The organism is Rhodococcus sp. GB-02, from assembly GCF_053470465.1.
Genome location: NZ_JBPUKE010000003.1, coordinates 529690 through 548883, shown reverse-complemented (window position 1 = coordinate 548883; position 19194 = coordinate 529690). Strand labels below are relative to the sequence as shown.

At 63.1% G+C, this 19194-nt stretch carries 16 protein-coding genes; 8 read left to right on the top strand and 8 right to left on the bottom strand.

Going from position 1 to position 19194, the window contains the following annotated elements:
• Window positions 1-46 precede the first annotated feature (46 nt).
• From ACSW29_RS22950 to ACSW29_RS22940, 3 genes are read right to left on the bottom strand one after another with little or no spacing between them, the layout of a single operon-like run.
• Window positions 47-2116 (bottom strand): PTS fructose transporter subunit IIABC, encoded by a 2070-nt coding sequence (locus ACSW29_RS22950; RefSeq protein WP_448278376.1) that lies wholly within the window; start codon window positions 2114-2116, stop codon window positions 47-49.
• Between the two features lie 18 nt (window positions 2117-2134).
• Complete coding sequence (locus ACSW29_RS22945; RefSeq protein WP_448278375.1) at window positions 2135-3130, bottom strand: 1-phosphofructokinase family hexose kinase; 996 nt, start codon at window positions 3128-3130, stop codon at window positions 2135-2137.
• A complete protein-coding gene (locus ACSW29_RS22940) occupies window positions 3127-3894 on the bottom strand; it encodes a DeoR/GlpR family DNA-binding transcription regulator (protein ID WP_317828570.1) in 768 nt (255 codons plus the stop codon). The genes ACSW29_RS22945 and ACSW29_RS22940 overlap by 4 nt, the downstream gene beginning before the upstream one ends.
• A gap of 191 nt (window positions 3895-4085) precedes the next feature.
• On the opposite strand from ACSW29_RS22940, the gene ACSW29_RS22935 reads away from it, so the two are divergent.
• The 3 genes from ACSW29_RS22935 to ACSW29_RS22925 all read left to right on the top strand — a co-directional run bounded on the left by ACSW29_RS22935 (window position 4086) and on the right by ACSW29_RS22925 (window position 8443).
• Entirely contained in the window at window positions 4086-5759 is a 1674-nt protein-coding gene (locus ACSW29_RS22935) for a putative PEP-binding protein (RefSeq protein ID WP_448278374.1), read from the top strand.
• Window positions 5760-5834: 75 nt separating this feature from the next.
• On the top strand, window positions 5835-7115 hold the full coding sequence (locus ACSW29_RS22930; RefSeq protein WP_448278373.1) for a uracil-xanthine permease family protein: 1281 nt from the start codon (window positions 5835-5837) through the stop codon (window positions 7113-7115).
• A gap of 185 nt (window positions 7116-7300) precedes the next feature.
• A complete protein-coding gene (locus tag ACSW29_RS22925) occupies window positions 7301-8443 on the top strand; it encodes an acyl-CoA dehydrogenase family protein (RefSeq protein WP_317828568.1) in 1143 nt (380 codons plus the stop codon).
• 108 nt (window positions 8444-8551) lie between these two features.
• On the opposite strand, the gene lexA is transcribed toward ACSW29_RS22925, so the two are convergent.
• Complete coding sequence (lexA, locus tag ACSW29_RS22920; protein WP_230817157.1) at window positions 8552-9280, bottom strand: transcriptional repressor LexA; 729 nt, start codon at window positions 9278-9280, stop codon at window positions 8552-8554.
• 292 nt (window positions 9281-9572) lie between these two features.
• Between lexA and ACSW29_RS22915 the strand changes: the two genes are divergently transcribed.
• Window positions 9573-10271, top strand: coding sequence for a LysM peptidoglycan-binding domain-containing protein (locus ACSW29_RS22915; protein WP_448278372.1), 699 nt, complete (start codon window positions 9573-9575; stop codon window positions 10269-10271).
• Window positions 10272-10465: 194 nt separating this feature from the next.
• On the top strand, window positions 10466-10963 hold the full coding sequence (nrdR, locus tag ACSW29_RS22910; protein WP_283303956.1) for a transcriptional regulator NrdR: 498 nt from the start codon (window positions 10466-10468) through the stop codon (window positions 10961-10963).
• Window positions 10964-11257: 294 nt separating this feature from the next.
• Here nrdR and hrpA read toward each other — a convergent pair whose 3' ends face one another.
• Window positions 11258-15163: an ATP-dependent RNA helicase HrpA gene (hrpA, locus tag ACSW29_RS22905; protein ID WP_448278371.1), complete on the bottom strand. Its 3906-nt coding sequence runs from the start codon at window positions 15161-15163 to the stop codon at window positions 11258-11260.
• A gap of 101 nt (window positions 15164-15264) precedes the next feature.
• Here hrpA and ACSW29_RS22900 point away from each other — a divergent pair, with 101 nt between their 5' ends.
• Entirely contained in the window at window positions 15265-15894 is a 630-nt protein-coding gene (locus ACSW29_RS22900) for a Pr6Pr family membrane protein (RefSeq protein WP_448278548.1), read from the top strand.
• On the opposite strand, the gene ACSW29_RS22895 is transcribed toward ACSW29_RS22900, so the two are convergent.
• Window positions 15865-16182, bottom strand: a complete 318-nt coding sequence (locus ACSW29_RS22895; protein WP_230817161.1) for a DUF2322 family protein — start codon at window positions 16180-16182, stop codon at window positions 15865-15867. The genes ACSW29_RS22900 and ACSW29_RS22895 overlap by 30 nt on opposite strands.
• A 131-nt stretch (window positions 16183-16313) precedes the next feature.
• Here ACSW29_RS22895 and ACSW29_RS22890 point away from each other — a divergent pair, with 131 nt between their 5' ends.
• Complete coding sequence (locus tag ACSW29_RS22890) at window positions 16314-17537, top strand: aminotransferase family protein (RefSeq protein WP_448278370.1); 1224 nt, start codon at window positions 16314-16316, stop codon at window positions 17535-17537.
• 2 nt (window positions 17538-17539) lie between these two features.
• Here the strand turns inward: ACSW29_RS22890 and ACSW29_RS22885 are convergent, their stop codons facing one another.
• A complete protein-coding gene (locus tag ACSW29_RS22885) occupies window positions 17540-17806 on the bottom strand; it encodes a hypothetical protein (RefSeq protein ID WP_230817168.1) in 267 nt (88 codons plus the stop codon).
• 17 nt (window positions 17807-17823) lie between these two features.
• On the opposite strand from ACSW29_RS22885, the gene ACSW29_RS22880 reads away from it, so the two are divergent.
• Entirely contained in the window at window positions 17824-18522 is a 699-nt protein-coding gene (locus ACSW29_RS22880; protein WP_448278369.1) for a hypothetical protein, read from the top strand.
• On the opposite strand, the gene ACSW29_RS22875 is transcribed toward ACSW29_RS22880, so the two are convergent.
• Complete coding sequence (locus tag ACSW29_RS22875; RefSeq protein WP_448278368.1) at window positions 18508-19188, bottom strand: PhzF family phenazine biosynthesis protein; 681 nt, start codon at window positions 19186-19188, stop codon at window positions 18508-18510. The genes ACSW29_RS22880 and ACSW29_RS22875 overlap by 15 nt on opposite strands.
• Window positions 19189-19194 lie beyond the last annotated feature (6 nt).

Genomic DNA, 19194 nt, shown 5'->3' with positions numbered 1-19194 from the left:
CAGATCTGGTGACTTCGATGGTGACTGCAGTGTTGCCTGCTGTCGATCATGCCGCAGCGGGCACGATTTCGGGGTCGAGTTCGGCATCGGAGGGCCCCTTGCGGAAGAACTCCTTGGCTCCGACGACAGCGAGCGCAGCTACCACGGTTCCCGCGGCGAGCGAGACGAGGAACCAGCCGATGCCGCCGACTGCGAAGAAGACGAAGATCCCGCCGTGTGGGGCGCTGAGAGTGACGTCGAAAGCCATGATCAGTGCGCCGGTGACGGCGCCGCCCGCCATCATCGAGGGGATCACGCGGAGCGGGTCGGCAGCGGCGAACGGAATGGCGCCCTCGGAGATGAATGCCGAACCGAGCAACCAGGCAGCCTTTCCGTTCTCGCGTTCGGCTTCGCTGAAGAGCTTGGGACGCAGGACCGTCGAGGCAAGTGCCATGGCGAGCGGCGGAACCATACCGGCGGCCATGACTGCCGCCATGATGCGCAAGGTGGCCGGGTCGTTGACGTTGAGTCCTGCTACCGCGAAGGCGTAAGCCGCCTTGTTGACCGGTCCGCCGAGGTCGAAGCACATCATGAGGCCGAGAATGATGCCGAGGAAGATGGCCGAGCTGCCGGACAGTCCGTTGAGCCAGTCGGTGAGACCGGAGGTGATCGCTGCGAGCGGACGGCCGAGGACGATGAACATCAGTGCTCCGACGACCAGTGTGGCGAACAGCGGGATGATCACCACCGGCATCAGTCCTCGCAGCCACTGCGGGACGGCGATCCGGCCGATGTAGAGCGCGACGACACCGGCGATGAGACCGCCGACCAGGCCGCCGATGAAACCGGCACCGACGAACACGGCGACCGCGCCGGCGGTGAAGCCGGGAGCGATGCCAGGCCGGTCTGCGATGGCGAAGGCGATGTAGCCGGCCAAAGCGGGCACCAGGAAGCTGAACGCCAACGAACCGATCTGGAACAGCACTGCGCCGAGATAGGTGGCCAGACCACCGTCGGGAAGGTTGGTGATCGAGTTGTTGAGAACGATGTCCTTGGCAGGACCGGAGATCTCGTATCCACCGAGCAGGAAGCCGAGTGCGATCAGCAGACCGCCGGCCGCGACGAACGGGATCATGTAGCTGACGCCGGTCAGGAGGACCTGACGAAGGTGGGTGCCGAATCCTACGGAACCGGCATCGGAATCCGTGGCCGCGGCGGCGGTGCCGTCAACGGTGGCGGCGGCGGGATTCTCGGAGGCGCGCAACGCTTCTGCGAGCATCTTGTCCGGCTCGTTGATTGCGCGCTTCACGCCGGAAGCGACGACGGGCTTACCGGCGAATCGTTCGCGGCCCTTCACTCCGACGTCGGTGGCGAAGATGACCGCGGCGGCTCCGGCGATGACCGACGGAGCCAGCGGGGTGCTTCCGCTAGAGCCCTGCGTTTCGACGTGAACCTTGACGCCGGCTCGCTCACCCGCGGCGACGAGTGAGTCCGCAGCCATGTAGGTGTGCGCGATTCCGGTCGGGCAGGCGGTGACCGCGACGATGTGACGCTCCGCGGGCGCTGGTGCCGGGGTCTCATCGGTGGCGTGTTTCCCGGTGGAAACAGGTGCCGGGGGTGTCACTGCCGCGGCCTTCGGTGCGGGATCCTTCGGTGCGGGATTGAGGACCTCGTCGACCAAGCGCACGATCTCGTCCGGCGTCGACGCTTCACGAAGTGAGGTGACGAACGCGGGCCTGACGAGTGCTCGGGCCAAGGAGGAGAGCAACTTCATGTGCTCGGATCCGGCGCCTTCGGGTGCCGCGATCAGGAACACGAGATCGGCGGGGCCGTCGGGTGCACCGAAGTCGACTTTCGGATCGAGTCGAGCAAACCCAAGGGAGGCGGACGAGACGGCCTCGGCGCGGCAGTGGGGAATCGCGATTCCGCCGGGCAGCCCGGTCGCGGACTGCGCTTCGCGAGCGAGTGCTGCATCGACCAGTCCCGCTGCGTCGCTCGCCCGACCCGCAGCAGTCAATCGCGCTGCGAGAGAACGAATGACATCTTCCTTGGTTGTACCCAAGTCGGTGTCGAGTGAGATCAGTTCGGGACTGATGATCTCCGGGCCGGAACTGCCGGCTGCGGTGGTATCGGACATGTCAGGTTCCTTAGGGCGTCAGGCGAGTTCGGTGGGGACGGGGATGGGCGAGGAGGCATCTGCTGCAGATACCGAAACCGCTGCGAGATCGATCTGTTCGGGCGTGGGAAGGGTTGTGCCGGGAAGGGAGGCAGCGGCGCTTCCGTAGGCGACCGCGTGTCGTAGTCGCTCGGATTCCGAGCTGCCTCCTGCTTCGGCGAGGATGTAGCCGGCCAGCGACGAATCGCCTGCGCCGACGGTACTGACTGCGACAATCGGGGGAGCGGTGGCGATCCACGCGCCGTCGGCCGTGACGAGGACCGCACCGGCAGCGCCGAGCGTCGCGAGCACACCGCCGACGCCGCGATCGACCAATCGCTGTGCCGCCGTGATTGCAGGCCCGGGATCACCGTTCTCTGCAGCACGTTCGAGGACGTGGCCGTCGACGCCGGTCAGTTGCGCGAGTTCCTCGCCGTTGGGTTTGAGCAGGTCGGGTGCCGAGTCGGGGAAGCCTTCGGCGAGTGCGGTCAGCGGGGCGTCCGAGGTGTCGACCGCTACCTTGCACGGGTGATCGCGCAGCGCCGCGACAAGTTCGCCGTACCACCCGAGGGGAACGCCGGGGGGCAGCGATCCGGAGAGCGCGAACCACAGCGCGGTATCGGCGCGGGCGATCAATTCCTGCGCCAAGGCGTCGAGCGTCGAACCGGACAGTGTTGCGCCGGGCTCGTTGATCTTCGTCGTGGTCCCGTCTGGTTCAGCGATGGTGATGTTGGTGCGAGCCGGACCCGTTGTGGCGACGCCGATGTGGGGAATCCCACCGGTGGCGAGCGCCGAGAGTAAGGGGTCGCTGCCGTTCCCCGGTAGGACCGCAAGGACGTCGAGGTCGGCTGCGGCGAGAACACGCGCAACGTTGACCCCTTTGCCGCCTGGGTCGCTGCGAGTGGAGCGGGCGCGCAGGACGGAACCTCGTTCGAGCCGTTGCTCGAGCTGCACGGTCCGATCGATACTCGGGTTGGCTGTCAGTGTGACGATCATGCGATCACCACCTCGATTCCGTGGTCGTGGAACTCGGATGTGTCTGTGGGACTGATCTCTTCGTCGGTGATGAGGACGTCGATGCTGTCGAGTGGGGCGAAGCTGATCAAGTGCTCACGGCCAACTTTGGTGGAATCCGCTACCACGACAACGTGATTGGCGGCTTTGACCATCGCTCGTTTGACCGCGGCCTCCTCGCTGTCTGGCGTGGAGAGTCCGTGCCCGACGCTGATCGCGTTGGTTCCGATGAAGGCGACGTCGACCCGCAACGTGCTCAGCAGGCGTAGGGCGTCCTCGCCGACCGCGGCTTGGGTCACCCCGCGTACTCGTCCACCGAGCAGGATCAGGGAAATCGAGTTCATCGATGCCAGTCGTGCGCCGATCGGGACGGAATTGGTGATGGCTGTGAAGTCATTCTCGGTCGGTAGTTCGGGGATCATGCGGCCTGTGGTCGTGCCCGCGTCGAAGATCACGCTGCCGCCGGTGGGAGGGAGATAGGTGACCGCGCAGCGGGCGATCCGGTCCTTCTGTTGCGCCCGGGTCTGATCGCGTTCCGCCATGCCCGGTTCGGTCACATGGAGGGATCCGGTCGGAACGGCGCCGCCGTGTACACGCCTGATCTGTCCGATCCGCTCGAGGAAGGCCAGATCGCGACGCACGGTCTCGGTGGTCACACCGAAGGTCTCCGACAGAGCCGCCACGGACATGCGTCCGCGCTGCGACACCATGGTGCCGATCGCTTGTTGGCGTTCTTCCGCGTACACGTGCTCTCCGATTCCGAAGTGTGATCCGACGGTGCGTTGTGGATCACAGTGAATGTTGCTTTATGTTGTTTTACGCCCGAGTGTGTTGACATGTCAAGACTTGGGAGTAATCTTCGTCACAACGAAGGTGCGGGCTTTACGCGCTCGAGGTGATCCGGTGTGACACCGGGCCCATCGCTCAAGGAGGACAGATGACCGAACAGCTCAACCGAATCACCGTGCACGGCACCCCCGTGGTGCCTGGAATCGCCTACGGCCCGGCGATCTGGCCGTCCAGCCGACCAGAACTCGTCACCGATGCGCCGGCACTCGACGAGGCCGATCGAGAGGCCGCCGCAGACGCTTTCGTCGCAGCGGCGAAGGCTGTCGAGAACCGCCTTCTCGGACGGGCCGCCGAAGCTACCGGCGCGGCCGCCGAGGTCTTGCAGGCGAACGCGGCGATGGCAGCTGATCGTGGCTGGATCGGGGCGGCCAGGAAGTCGATTGCCGACGGAGTGCCCCCGGTGCAGGCTGCGATCGCGGCGACGGAGCAGTTCGTGGTGCTGTTCACCAAGGTCGGCGGGTTGATGGCCGAGCGCGTCACCGATCTCGAGGACATCCGCGACCGCGTGATCGCCGAGCTCTCCGGATTGCCCGAACCTGGAGTTCCGATGCCGGAGACACCGTCGGTGCTGTGCGCGGACGATCTGGCTCCTGCAGACACCGCGGGCCTCGATGCAACCAAGATCATCGGACTCGTGACCATCTACGGCGGCCCGACCAGCCACACGGCAATTATCGCGCGGCAGTTGGGCATCCCGTGCATCGTCGCCGCGAAGGAATTGGAATCGATCTCGGCAGGAATACCGATTCTGATCGACGGAACAACCGGCGACGTGATCGCGGAGCCGGATCCCGGGCGGGCGCGCGAACTGGTCGAGCAATCCCGGATCGATCGCGAACGCGTCAGCACCTGGACCGGACCGGGCCAGACGGCGGACGGCCGACCGGTAGACGTTCTCGCCAATGTTCAAGACGGCGCGGGCGCTCGCGCCGCGGCGTCGACTGCTGCAGGCGGCATCGGGCTCTTCCGGACCGAACTCTGCTTCCTCGGCCGTGAGACCGAACCGACCGTAGACGAGCAGGCGGCGATCTATGCCGAGGTTCTCGAGGCCTTCGCAGGAAAGAAGGTCATCATTCGCACGTTGGACGCGGGTTCGGACAAGCCGCTCAAATTCGCCAACCACCAAGAGGAAGCGAATCCGGCACTCGGCGTTCGTGGGGTCCGAATCGCCTGGCAGGACATGGGGATTCTCGACCGCCAGCTCGACGCGATCGCCGCAGCGGCGGCGTCGACCAACTCGTCGCCGTGGGTCATGGCACCGATGATCGCTACTCCGGCCGAGGCGAAACGCTTTGCCGATGCAGTGCGGGCACGCGATCTCGTTCCCGGTGTGATGGTGGAGATCCCGGCGGCGGCGTTGCTGGCCGACCAGATTCTCGAACACGTCGAATTCCTCTCGATCGGTACCAACGACCTTGCTCAGTACACGATGGCCGCTGATCGGATGTCCTCCGAACTCGCCGACCTGACCGATCCATGGCAGCCCGCGGTACTTGCCTTGGTTGCACGTACGGCCCAGGCCGGCCAGGCGGCAGGTAAGCGCGTCGGGGTCTGCGGTGAGGCGGCCGCCGATCCGCTGTTGGCCTGCGTACTTGCCGGTCTCGGCGTTTCCTCGCTGTCGTGCGCTGCGGCGTCGGTTGCCGGAGTCGGAGCGAAGGTCGGGTCCGTCACCATGGCGCAATGTGAGGCGGCTGCGGCGGCGGTGCTGGCAACCGGTGATCCGGTGGCAGCGCGTAAAGCGGCGGCTGACGCACTCAGCTGACGTGGTTTCTTCGGTCTAGGTCGGCGACCGAGCGCCTGACCTCTAGTATTTCGACCTGTGATCGAACGAGAAACAATGACCGGGGCCGGCGGAATCGGCTGGACCGTCCACGGAGACGGCAAGCGGATCGCCGACGGCGCGGTCGTGGCGCCGGACGAACGACTGAGTTGGCCGCGCACCATCGGGATCGGGATGCAACACGTCATCGCGATGTTCGGAGCGACACTGCTCGTACCTACCATCACAGGCTTCCCCGTCACGACGACGCTGTTGTTCTCGGGTATCGGCACTGCGCTGTTCCTGCTCATCACCCGCGGCCGGATCCCCAGTTACCTCGGGTCGTCCTTCGCGTTCATCGCCCCGCTGACAGCGTCGGCAGGATCGGGCCCGGCGGCTCAGCTCGGTGCCGTCATGGCCGTCGGCATCGTGTTGATGCTGATCGGCGTCGCCGTACGTTTGATCGGCGGACAGGTCATCGACGCCGTGATGCCGCCGGTGGTGACGGGCGCCGTCGTGGCGCTGATCGGCCTCAATCTCGCTCCGACTGCGGCCGGCTCCTTCGAATCGCAGCCGCTGATCGCCACAGTGACGCTCGTCGCGATCCTGCTCGTCACCGTCGTGGGACCCGGTCTGCTGGGCCGGTTGGGCATTCTGGTCGGAGTGGTGATCGGCTGGGTCTTCGCCGCTGTCATCGGTGGTCTCGACAGTGAACGAGTGTCGGCCCTGCGTGAAGCGGACTGGTTCGGGTTGCCGAGTCTGCACGGACCGTCCTTCGACTGGTCGGTGATCGTGCTCGCCCTGCCCGTGGTGATAGTTCTGGTTGCCGAAAACGTCGGGCACGTCAAGGCGGTGTCCGCCATGACGGGGAAGTCGCTCGACGATCTGGCCGGCAACGCACTGTTTGCAGACGGCCTCGCCACTACCCTGGCAGGTGCCGGTGGCGGATCCGGAACCACCACGTATGCCGAGAACATCGGAGTCATGGCAGCGACGCGGGTGTACTCGACCGCTGCGTACTGGGTCGCCGCCGCCACGGCGGTGATCCTCGCGTTCTCGCCCAAGTTCGGTGCGCTGGTGTTCACGGTTCCGAACGGCGTCATCGGCGGCGCGACGATGGTTCTCTACGGCCTCATCGGCATTCTCGGTGTCCGTATCTGGATGGAGGCGAAGGTCGACTTCACCGATCCGGTCAACCTGACGGTCGCCGCGGCTGCGCTGGTCGCCGGCATCGGGAACTTGACGTTGACCATCGGTTCGGTCGAGCTGGGCGGAATCGCCTGGGGCTCGATCGGCATCCTTGTCGCCTACCCGATCATGCGATATCTCGCTAAATTCCGTACTTCGAGTAACAGATAACCGCTACAGTCACGAATCGTGATCGTTCGGGTCATCGACGGGTATCGCAACAGGTTCTACCGTCGGAGGCAGTGACGTGGGCCCGCGCGCTTCGGCGTGCCCAGTCTCAGCGAATACACCCCAGTGGGTACGTCCCCAGCGGGTACAACATTGAAGTGCCGTTTATCGAATTGCAAGGAGTCGGCGTGGAGCGCACCCTGTTCGAACCGGAACATGAACTCTTCCGGGAGTCGTACCAGAAGTTCTTGGCACAGCACGTGGCACCCAACCACGAGAAGTGGGAAGAACAGAACATCGTCGATCGTGGCGTCTGGGTCGAGGCCGGAAAGCAGGGCTTCCTGGGAACCGCGGTACCCGAGGAATTCGGCGGCGGCGGCGTCAAGGACTTCCGCTACAATGCGATCATCACCGAGGAAACCACCAAGGGCGGCTTCAGTGGTATCGGCTTCACACTGCACAACGACGTGGTGGCGCCCTACCTCCTCGAGCTGACCAATGACGAGCAGAAGCAGCGTTGGCTGCCCGGATTCGCGTCGGGCGAGCTGATCTCCGCGATCGCGATGACCGAACCGGGTACCGGTAGCGACCTGCAGGGCATCAAGACCAAAGCGGTTCGCGACGGGGACCACTGGGTTCTCAACGGCTCGAAGACCTTCATCACCAACGGCATCAACGCCGACATCATCATCGTCGTCGCCTGTACCGACCCGGACAAGGGAGCGCAGGGCTTCAGCCTGCTCGTCGTCGAGCGGGACATGCCGGGCTTCGAGCGTGGACGCAACCTCGACAAGATCGGCATGAAGGCTCAGGACACCGCCGAACTCAGCTTCACCGACGTACGCGTGCCCGCTGCCAACCTGCTGGGCGAAGAGGGAATGGGCTTCTTCTACTTGATGAAGAACCTTCCCCAGGAACGACTCTCGATCGCCGTCGTTGCCGCCGCCGCGATGGAATCAGTTCTTGAAAGCACGATCCAGTACTGCCGCGACCGCAAGGCATTCGGCAAGTCGATCGGCAGCTTCCAGAACACCCGATTCGTACTGGCCGAATTGGCAACGGAGACCACGGCAGTGCGCATCCTGGTGGACAAGTTCATCGAGCAGCTCAATGCGGAGAAGCTGACCGTGCAGGAAGCTGCGATGGCGAAGTGGTGGACCACCGAAGCTCAGGTCAAGCTCATCGACCGCTGCCTCCAGTTGCACGGAGGCTACGGCTACATGAAGGAATACCCGGTTGCCAAGGCGTACATGGACTCTCGTGTGCAGACCATCTACGGTGGCACCACCGAGATCATGAAGGAGATCATCGGACGTTCGCTGAATCTCTGATTCGGATGATGCACCGCTGACCTCTGTGAAGCGCTGATCGACGAAAAGACTGTGGGCTCCGGCATCAGCCGGGGCCCACAGTCTTGTGTTCGTGTGGTGCGAGCGAACTCAGATCTTCCGCATGACGGTGACAACCTTGCCCAGGATGACCGCGTTGTTACCGGGAATCGGTTCGAAGAGTTCGTTGTGCGGCATCAGCCACACCTCCTTCTTCGTGCGCTTGAAGGTCTTGACGGTGGCTTCACCGTCGATCATGGCGGCCACGATGTCACCGTTCTCCGCGACGTTCTGCTGGCGGACGACAACCCAGTCGCCATCGCAGATCGCTGCGTCGATCATCGACTCGCCGACAACCTTGAGCATGAAAAGCGAACCCTGGCCGACGAGTTCGCGGGGGAGTGGAAACACGTCCTCCACCGCTTCCTCGGCGAGGATCGGTCCGCCGGCCGCGATGCGGCCCAGGATGGGGACGAACGCCGGCTCGGGTAGCGGGTCGGCGCTGTTGTACTCGCCGGAATGCTTCGACACCGACGCAATGGCGGTATCGGCAGCAACCTCGTCGAGACCCCGAACATCGACGGCGCGAGGGCGATTGGGATCACGCCGAAGGAAGCCCTTGCGCTCCAACGTCCGCAGTTGATGTGCGACCGACGAGGTGGAGGTGAGCCCCACTGCATCACCGATCTCGCGAATGCTGGGCGGGTAACCGCGCTCGGTCACGGAATCGCGAATCACTTCGAGAACGCGCCGCTGACGCTCGGTGAGGGTCTCGCTCGACGGAGACGGAACTGCAGAAGCTCCTGCCTCCGCGGCACTGCTGGAGCGATCGTCCTTCATGGCCTGTTGCCTCCGTGTCTAGAGAAAGTGCGTGTCTGAAGAAAGTGCGTGTCTGAAGAAAGTGCATGTCTGAAAAAGCGTTTGGCGTAAATCGTGTGGTGCATACCGCGCGGAAACGTGTCGGTGCCCCCTGCCAACATTCGAGCTGTCGACAAACACGGAGGCTTTACGCAATTCCCGCTGTGTGGTCTGACACGAATCTAGCCGGATTTGCTCGCGTTTTCAAACATCTGTTCGATTCGTGTCGTTCGAAGAAGAGACATTGTCGGCCAAGCGTGGTAGAAATTCGAACATGCGTTCCATCGAACGCATGATCGAACACATCGATCGGTGTCGACCAGCGGAGGTCACGATGGGTAACGCAGCAGTTAAAGGCAACAGGGTTTTCGACGATGGGATCGGGTTCGACGGCACGTCGGCGTTGAAGTATCACCCGTCGTTCTACGGACCCGATGCTGAAGACGCGTCTTTCGAAAGGCGCGGCACGGCCGAAATGCGGGGCGTGCCCAGGTATGTCGAAGACGAACCGCAGGTGGCCGTTGTTCGTCGTTTCCCCGTCGCAGGCGGAACGTCAGGTTCGCGTTCGCTGCGTGAATCTCCTCGCCGGTGGGACGGCGAGCATGATTCGTCACGCCCCTACGGAGGCAGTTTCGCGCACCGAAACAGGGTCGGTGTCTCGCGGGTCGAACACGAAGTGCAGGCAGAGGACGTCAGCTGGAAGACAGTGTTCCTGGGCGCCGTGTTCACCGCGATGGCCGTTTTGGCGCTGGTCGGGATCGGCGCTTTGTCCAGTGGTGATGTTGCTGCGACAAACGGAGAGACCGATGTGGTTCGCGTTGCTGCGGGTGAATCCCTCAGCGATATCGCCGCCAAGGTTGCGCCTGGCCAGGCTGTCGGCTCCGTTATCGAGCAGATCATGGATCTCAACGCGATGTCGAGTTCCGGGCTGGCCGTGGGGCAGACGTTGATCGTGCCAGCCTCAGGTCGCTGACCGTACCCGTAGCAGGCGGGGGCGCACCGAGCGTGAATGCAGTCCGTTCACAGCGAGTAAGCTGTCCAGTTGACAGTCCCACCACCTCGGGTGGTCGCGTTGAGTACGTGGATCTGCTCTGTAAATCGTCGGAGGATTTGCAGTCGGTAGCGAATCTGAGTTGCGGCCATTTCGGCGACAACGAAGGAACCCCGATGCATTGCCCGTTCTGCCGGCACCCTGATTCCCGAGTGGTCGATTCGCGCGAGGCCGACGAGGGCCAGGCGATCAGGCGGCGCCGTTCGTGCCCCGAGTGTGGACGTCGATTCACCACGGTCGAGACGGCAGTTCTTTCGGTCGTGAAGCGTAGCGGCGTGACGGAGCCGTTCAGTCGGGAAAAGGTTGTCAAAGGTGTGCGTCGCGCATGCCAGGGTCGCCAAGTGGACAACGATTCGCTGAATTTGCTGGCGCAGCAGGTGGAAGACGCCGTGCGTGCTTCGGGTTCTGCCGAAATCCCCAGCAACGAGGTAGGCCTCGCGATTCTCGATCCGCTTCGAAATCTCGACGAGGTTGCCTACCTACGATTCGCATCGGTGTACAAATCCTTCAGCTCTGCCGCGGATTTCGAACGTGAAATCACGGACATGCGCGAGCATGCCGAAACCCGTGCCGCCGACAAGGCTCCCGGGGCCGAGACCGTTTCCGTCGATTGAGGTCTTCGCCTTAGATAACGCTGAGAGCACAAAGCGGCATTAGGTAACGCTGAGAACACAAAGCGAACAAACGAACAAATCGGGCATGTTATTCGCTTAGTGTCTACCGGGTACGTTCGTCCGCATCTCGGATCTTCACGGAGGCGTTATGAACTTAGTTGCAGTCCTCGGAGTCGTGAACAGCCTGGTAACCCTCGGGTTCGCCAATACTGTTGCCACCTTTGGTGGTTTCCTCACCAACGTCAACATTCAGACAATCTACTGATCGCGCAATCTCACCGAACGCGCTGAGCATCAACGCTTGATCGCTTCGATAGCTTTCAGGACTCGCTTTTCGGAAATCGGGGTGGGTGTACCGAGGGACTGCGCAAACAGGCTCACGCGCAGTTCCTCGATCATCCAGCTGATCGCGTCGACATCTCGAGCAGTCCGACGCTCTTCGGGTAGCGAACCCAACAACCGGTCGTACGCTGCGTACACCCGGTCGAGGACATCCATTGCCTGCTGATCTCGTTGTGAGCTTGCAGGCAGAGCTTCGAGACGGAATTTTGATGCGGCAAGATATCGCGGCAAATCGCGTAGGCGTGCTGAGCCCAACTCGGCGACGAATCCCGGAAACAGCAGTGAGGTCAACTGTTCTCGGACGTCGTCGGCTGCCTCGCCGCGGGAGCGGTCGAGGACGACGCTCAGTTGGTGTGCTTGTTCGAGGATCGGGACAATCATTCGCAGGATCGCGGAAACGCGTCCGGCCAGTTCGGAGCGTGCGATCTTCACCAGGGCTTCGAACGCCTCAGGTGTGCGTACCGGTCCACCGTGGGCTGCAATCACTTCGTTGGCAGCTGCCACTCGGCAATCTTCGACGAGGGCCTCCAAGCCGCCGTCTGGATTCTGGCCGAGCGCCAGACGCTGAGTATTCGACAAGCCGGCGGTCACTGCCTTGAGTTGGGTGGGCACGGCCGCCAGAAGGAGCGCTCGTGTTCCTTCCCTCATCGCCTGCGCCTGCGCAGCCGGCGTGCTCAGGACTCGGACGGCTACTCCGCCGTTTTCCGGCACCAGCGCTGGGTAGCCCGTCACCTGCTGTCCACCGATGGAACGAGTGATGGTCGGCTCCAATGCGCCGAGTGTCTCGGACGTCCAGACTGCAGCGGGTGCCCGTTCGGTTCCGGTGGCTGCCTTGGCCACTTCCTTCTGCACCCGCGGGGCGAGCGTGCGTCGTAGCTGCGCCAGATCCTTGCCCTTCGCGAGGACCTTGCCTGATTCGTCCTCGACGACAAACGTCATCCGGAGGTGATCGGGCAGCGCGGCCGGATCGAAGTCCCTGGCGTCGATCTGTATCCCGCCCAAATGCGAGAGTTCCCGGGCCATTGCAGTCATCAACGGCTCGGATCGAGGTTTGACTGCTGCCAACGCTGCAGCGGCGTAGTCGGGTGCCGGCACGACGGCGCGTCGAATGTTCTTGGGCAACGTCTTGATCAGAGCAGTAACCAGATCGACTCGCATACCGGGGACCAACCAGTCGAAGCCGACCGGCTGAAGCTGCGCGAGCAGGCCGACCGGGATGTGTGCGCTGACGCCGTCGTCGTCCTTGCCCGGCTCGAATTGGTACGTCAGCGGGAACTGCATGTCGCCCTGGCGCCAAGCGTCCGGGTACTCCCCACCCAGTACGGCAGCCGCGTCGGAGTTGACCACGGTTTCCGGCGTGAAGGTCAGCAGACTCGGATTCTTGCGCCGCTCAGACTTCCACCACTGGTCGAAATGCTTGGCGGATACGGCTTCCTGGCCGATGCGTTCGTCGTAGAACTCGTAGAGAGTCTCGTCGTCGACGAGGATGTCGCGGCGGCGCGCACGGTTCTCGAGCTCTTCGACGTTGTCGAGGAGTGCGCGGTTCTCATGGAAGAACTTGTGGTTCGTCTGCCACTCGCCCTGCACGAGCGCATGGCGGATGAAGAGATCGCGTGAGGCCTCGGGATCGATTCGCGAGTACGTCACCGCACGTCCGGTCACCAGCGGAACACCGTAGAGAGTGACTCGCTCGTATGCCATCGCCGAGCCGCGTTTGGAGGACCAGTGTGGTTCGGAATAGGTGCGTTTCACCAGGTGCGGGGCCAGCTTTTCGGCCCACTCCGGTTCGATACGCGCGGACATGCGTGCCCACAGCCTCGACGTTTCCACGAGTTCAGCGGCCATGACCCAGCGAGGTGGCTTCTTGAACAATCCGGATCCGGGGAAGATCGCGAAGTGGCTGCCCCTGGCGCCGAGATAATCCCGCTTCTCGCCTTCGCGTAACCCGATGTGCGAGAGCAATCCGGCGAGCAGTGACTGATGGATTGCGTTCTCGCTTGCGGGTGTGTCGCCCACGCTCCAGCCGAGACCGCGGGTGATCTGCCGGAGCTGCCCGTGCAGATCCTGCCATTCGCGGATGCGGAGCCAGTGCAGGAACTCGTTCCGGCACATCTTGCGAAACTGGTTGGAGGACAGATCGTTACGTTGTTCGCGTAAGTAGTCCCACAGTTTCAGGTAGGCCAGGAAGTCGGAGTTCTCGACATTGAACCGGGCATGCTTCTCGTCAGCTGCTTGCTGGAACTCGGCGGGCCGCTCGCGAACGTCCTGGATGGACAATGCCGCGACGATGACGAGGGTTTCGTGAAGACACCCGTTGTTCTTGGCTTCCACCAGCATTCGTGCCATCCGCGGATCCACCGGGATCTGGGCCAATTCGCGGCCGACCGGAGTCAGTTCGGGGTGACTTGCCTCGGAACCTCGCGCGATGGCGCCGAGTTCTTCGAGGAGTCCGATTCCGTCCTTGACGGCGCGCTGGTCCGGCGGCTCGACGAAGGGGAAGGCGGCGATGTCGCCCAGACCGAGGGCCGTCATCTGCAAGATGACGGATGCGAGATTGGTCCGCAGGATCTCCGGCTCGGTGAACGCCGGCCGTGACTCGAAGTCCTCCTCGGAGTACAGGCGGATGCAGATACCTTCGGCGACGCGGCCGCAACGCCCGGAACGCTGACGAGCTGACGCCTGCGAAATGGGCTCGATCGGCAATCGTTGAACCTTGGTGCGCACCGAGTATCGCGAAATGCGTGCGGTTCCCGGATCGACGACGTACCGAATGCCGGGAACGGTCAACGAGGTCTCGGCCACGTTGGTGGCAAGGACGACGCGTCGGCCGGTGTGCGGCGAGAACACTTTGTGTTGCTCGGCGGCAGACAGACGGGCGTACAGCGGGACGATTTCGGTGTTGCGAAGACGCCGGTCACGCAAAGCGTCTGCGGTGTCGCGAATTTCGCGTTCGCCGGAGAGGAAGACCAAGATGTCGCCTTCGCCCTCCGCGCTCAGCTCGTCGACCGCTTCGCAGACCGCGTCGACGGGATCGCGGTCGAAGGTGATGTCGCCGGATTCGACGGTCAGTGGCCGGTAACGCATCTCGACGGGGAAGGTTCGCCCGGATACCTCGACGATCGGCGCAGGCTTACCGTCGACGGCGAAGTGCTTGGCGAAGCGTTCGGGATCGATGGTCGCCGACGTGATGATGACTTTGAGATCGGGTCGGCGGGGGAGCAGCTGAGCCAGGTAGCCGAGGATGAAGTCGATGTTGAGGCTGCGTTCGTGCGCTTCGTCGATGATCAGCGTGTCGTAGCGTCGGAGCATACGGTCGCGCTGAATTTCGGCGAGGAGAATGCCGTCGGTCATGAGCTTGACGTAGGTGCGATCCGAGACCTGGTCGGTGAACCGCACGGTGTATCCGACGGCGTCGCCGAGTTCGGTGTCGAGTTCTTCGGCGATACGTTCGGCAACGGTGCGTGCTGCCAACCGGCGAGGCTGTGTATGTCCGATGAGGCCTCGGACGCCGCGTCCGAGTTCGAGACAGATCTTGGGGATCTGAGTTGTCTTACCGGAGCCGGTCTCGCCGGCGACGATGACAACTTGATTCTCCGAGATCGCGGTGGCGATATCGTCTTTGCGCTGACTGACGGGCAGTGCTTCGGGGTACGAGATCGCGGGGACGTTCGCGGCGCGGGTAGCCAATCGAGTGCGTGCGGCGTCTATTTCTTCGGCCAGCGCCACCAGAGCGTCTGGCGTGCGGGCACGGTCGAGTTTGCGACGGAGTCGACTCTCGTCGCGGAGTGAGGCCTGCGCCAGCGCGCTCTTCAGGTCACTCCGCTTGGGGGAGAGCGGGGCCGGTGGTGTTGTAGACATGCTGATGACAGCCTATCGAACGCATTGACAACTACCGCTCGCAGATCGTAGTGATGTGCAAATATCGTCGAGTGACGACAAATACCGCAAACGAGTCATCGGTGCCTGTCGCGTCGACACCTGTTGCCGTGCGAGTACTTCGATTGTTGTTCGCGCTCTACGGACTCACTGCGTTGTTGTGGATCCCGATTCGCAACGCCGACGGATTCTCGTTGTCGAACTATCTGAGCTACTTCACCATCGAGAGCAATATCCTCGCGGTGTTCGTGTTGCTGGTGGGCGCACTTCGTGATCCGCAAGCGCGGACATGGCAGTCGATTCGTGGCGCGGTGACGCTGTACATGGTGATCACCGGGATCATCTACGCCGTCCTACTCGCGAACATCGACGTCAATTTGAACGACGCGTGGATCAACTCGGCGCTGCACCGCATTCTTCCGCTGGTGATGCTCCTCGACTGGGTGTTCTTCGCTTCGCGGCACAGGATCTCCGAAATTCGCTCGCTGCAGTGGCTGCTGTTTCCGGTGATCTACGCGGTGTACACGTTGATTCGAGGTCCGATCGTCGACTGGTATCCGTACCCGTTCATGGATCCGCGCCACCAGGGCTACCTGGCCCTGTTCATCGGATTTGTCGTGCTGGGCATCGCGATGGCCCTGATGGCGTTGGCAGTCAATGCCGTCGGACGGTTGGGCGCCGGGCTATGCGGCCGGAACGCCCCGCAGTCCTAGCCCGTTTCCGGTGGAGATCACCTGATCGAGTCGGTCGATGTTCGGGTGCTTGCCCGGGTTCGCTCGCGCGTCCTCGGTGTGTTCGGCGAAGATCGTCAGTCCTGCTGTCGCGGCTTCGGGTGTAAGTGCGCCGTAGGCCGCAGCGAGATGGTTGTACACCTTGACCGAGCCGGACTTTCCGGGCTTGTTCTCCACGGTGTCGATGACGTTTCCGTCGGCGTCGAGTACCTCGATGGCGGCCAGATGATCGATGGCGGGCAGTGCTGCAAGATTGTCGGCAAAAGTCATGGTCGACAGATTACGTGTGCGCCCGGAAAGCCGGTGCCGAGCGAGCGCCGTCGTGCGCGGATTTCTGGTGTCGATATAGTCGCAGCACATCGTTTGCACACCAGCATCGTTTGTATTCGAAGGGGACAATGATGGCTTCGGCATTGTGGCACGGGTTCGCGGACATGGGTGCTGTGGAGAAGAACGGCGCGTTTGTCGTCTCTCGCGGTGAGGGCGCGTACATCTGGGACCGTGAGGGCACGCGGTATCTGGATGCGACGGCGGGCTTGTGGTTCACCAATGTCGGGCACGGGCGCACCGAGATCGCGGATGCGGTGGCGGCTCAGTTGTCGAAGATCGCGCATTTCTCCAACTTCGGTGATTTTGTTCCCGAGACCACGCAGGTGTTGGCGGAGCGTCTGGCGGCCATCGCGCCGGTTTCCGGGAGCAAGATCTTCTTCACCTCGGGTGGTTCGGATTCGGTGGACACCGCGGCGAAGCTGGCTCGCCGGTACTGGCACGAGGTGGGGCAGCCGGAGAAGACGATCATCGTCGGACGCCAGAAGGCGTATCACGGGATGCATGTTGCGGGAACGGCTTTGGCTGGTATTCCGGTGAACCGTGAGGGTTACGGCGAGCTGATGGCGGATGCGGCGACGGTTGGTTGGGATGATGCGAAGAGTCTGCTCGAGTTGATCGAGCGGATCGGTGCGAACAAGATCGCGGCGTTTTTCGCGGAGCCGATCATCGGTGCGGGTGGGGTGTATCTCCCGCCGGAGGGGTATCTGGCCGAGGTGCGTGACATCTGCCGTGAGCACGACATCCTGTTTGTGGTCGACGAGGTCGTGACGGGTTTCGGTCGGATCGGTGGTGAGTGGTTCGCGTCTACTCGTTTCGATTTGCAGCCTGACATGATGACCACGGCAAAGGGTTTGACGTCGGGTTATGTTCCGATGGGTGCGGTGTTTATCGCGCCGCGGGTGGCGGAGCCGTTCTATGCCGGTTCGTGGTGGCGCCATGGGTACACCTACGGCGGGCATGCTGGTGCTGCTGCGGCGGCGATGGCGAACCTCGACATTGTCGAGCGTGAGAATTTGCTCGTGGAGTCGAAGCGTTTGGAGGCGTCGTTGCATACGCATCTGCAGCCGCTGGCGGAGCATCCGCGGGTGGCGGAGGTTCGTAGTGGGCTCGGTGCGGTCGCGGCGGTGCAGTTGGCTGATCCGGCGGAGGCGTTGCCGTTTGTGAAGACGTTGCGTGAGCACGGTATTTCGGGTCGTGCTGCGGGTCAGGGCGCGATGCAGATTTCGCCGACGTTTGTCATGACCGATGATCAGGTCGCGGAGATGGCCGCAGGGATCCTCGCAGCCCTCGGATGAGTTCAGTTGCGGCGCCGGAAGAGTTTCTCGATTCGGCGCCGCACTGCGTTGGGTGCAGGTTCGAGTTCCAGAACCTCTTGCTCCGACTGCTTGGCGTAGGCCTGGGTGTACCGCTCGTGCAATACCGAGCGAATCTCGTCCGGAGAGTAGGCCCGACGCTGGCGTTCGCCGCGCGCAACGAGGACCCCGGTGGCGGCAATGCCCATGGCACCAGCGAGGCCGACCAGTTTCCAAACGTGCGAGGCCAGCAGAGGAGTAGGGAGTTTCATCCCTCTACGCTAGAGGCATGGACCGACGATTGCTTTCGCAGGTGAGTCTCGACGAGGCCGCCGCGGCGACCCGTACGGGTGACATCTGGATCTTCCGCGGAGAGTCGACCGCCGACCGGGCCATCCAGACGCTGACCAACAGCCCGGTCAATCACGTGGGAATGTCGGTGGTGATCGACGACCTGCCGCCGCTGATGTGGCATGCGGAACTCGGTCACTCGCTGCAGGACATGTGGACTGGACGCTTCCAGCGTGGTGTCCAACTGCACGATCTGAGGTCGGCGGTTCAGGTGTGGGGTGCCAAGTACGGGCAGCGCGGATGGTTGCGCCAGCTCGACCACGAGATCACCCGTGAGCAGGAAGACGCTCTGCTCAAGACGATCGCGCGACTGGACGGCACGCCGTTCCCGTCGACGGCCAAGCTTGCCTCACGCTGGTTCGGAGGCCGGATCCCGAAGCTGCGCAGGAAGTCCGACGTGTCCGCAGTGGCCGTCGAGAGCGCCTACTGCGCCGAAGTGGTTGCCAAAACCTATGAGGCGATGGGTCTGCTTGTCGGTAATCGTCGGATCAACTGGTTCGATCCGGGCAAGTTCTGGAGCGGCGATCAACTGCCGCTTGCACCCGGAGTTGCCCTCGGCGAAGAGATCTCGGTGTCGCTCAGCGCACGCGATCTCGAAGCCGGACGTAATCCGACCGGGTACTCACAGGGTTCGTGACGGCTCCGCAACTACGCGGCCGCCGACTTCGAGCCACCCTTCGGGGGAGAAGGTGGTGTGAAGCACCGATCCGCGTCCCTGGGTGATGAGCAATGATTTCCTCAGTCGGTCCGTGATGCGCAAAGCTGCCGATCCGGTTGCGTCGTCCTCGGCGATCCCCATCACCGGTGCGAACATGCGTGCGCGGATCGCAGCTTCGAGCTTGTCCTGCCATGCCCACAGATACGAATGATCCGCCTCGTAGTCGGAAGGATCGGCGTCGATGACATCGTCGACCGTGTCCATCGGGTAGATCGCGAATTCCGGTGCCCATTCGGCACGCGCGCGTACCCACGTGAGAGCCCCGGATTGGCGGACGTCGACCCTGCCGGCTGGAACGTCGAGGGAGGTGACGCGGCGGCCCTGCTCGCTCAGCCACCATGTCGCACCGACGGTGGGGTGCCCGGCGAAGGGGAGTTCTGCTGCCGGAGTGAAGATCTGAGCCCGGGCACGCGAGGCGCCGTCTTCCGGAACGTCGATGAAAATGGTCTCGCTGTAGTCGAGTTCCTTCGCGACGGCCTGTCGATCCGATTCTGCAACCGTGGATGCGTCGACGATTCCCAGCGGATTCCCGTGCTTGCCGTTCTCGTCCGTGAAGACCCGGACCACACTCACCTCGATACCCATCGGTCC

Coding starts and splice junctions, on each gene's coding strand:
- ACSW29_RS22950 (WP_448278376.1), bottom strand. CDS start 2,116: ATGTCCGATACCACCGCAGCCGGCAGTTCCGGCCCGGAGATCATCAGT.
- ACSW29_RS22945 (WP_448278375.1), bottom strand. CDS start 3,130: ATGATCGTCACACTGACAGCCAACCCGAGTATCGATCGGACCGTGCAG.
- ACSW29_RS22935 (WP_448278374.1), top strand. CDS start 4,086: ATGACCGAACAGCTCAACCGAATCACCGTGCACGGCACCCCCGTGGTG.
- ACSW29_RS22930 (WP_448278373.1), top strand. CDS start 5,835: ATGACCGGGGCCGGCGGAATCGGCTGGACCGTCCACGGAGACGGCAAG.
- lexA (WP_230817157.1), bottom strand. CDS start 9,280: ATGAAGGACGATCGCTCCAGCAGTGCCGCGGAGGCAGGAGCTTCTGCA.
- ACSW29_RS22915 (WP_448278372.1), top strand. CDS start 9,573: ATGCGTTCCATCGAACGCATGATCGAACACATCGATCGGTGTCGACCA.
- nrdR (WP_283303956.1), top strand. CDS start 10,466: ATGCATTGCCCGTTCTGCCGGCACCCTGATTCCCGAGTGGTCGATTCG.
- hrpA (WP_448278371.1), bottom strand. CDS start 15,163: ATGTCTACAACACCACCGGCCCCGCTCTCCCCCAAGCGGAGTGACCTG.
- ACSW29_RS22895 (WP_230817161.1), bottom strand. CDS start 16,182: ATGACTTTTGCCGACAATCTTGCAGCACTGCCCGCCATCGATCATCTG.
- ACSW29_RS22890 (WP_448278370.1), top strand. CDS start 16,314: ATGGCTTCGGCATTGTGGCACGGGTTCGCGGACATGGGTGCTGTGGAG.
- ACSW29_RS22885 (WP_230817168.1), bottom strand. CDS start 17,806: ATGAAACTCCCTACTCCTCTGCTGGCCTCGCACGTTTGGAAACTGGTC.
- ACSW29_RS22880 (WP_448278369.1), top strand. CDS start 17,824: ATGGACCGACGATTGCTTTCGCAGGTGAGTCTCGACGAGGCCGCCGCG.
- ACSW29_RS22875 (WP_448278368.1), bottom strand. CDS start 19,188: ATGGGTATCGAGGTGAGTGTGGTCCGGGTCTTCACGGACGAGAACGGC.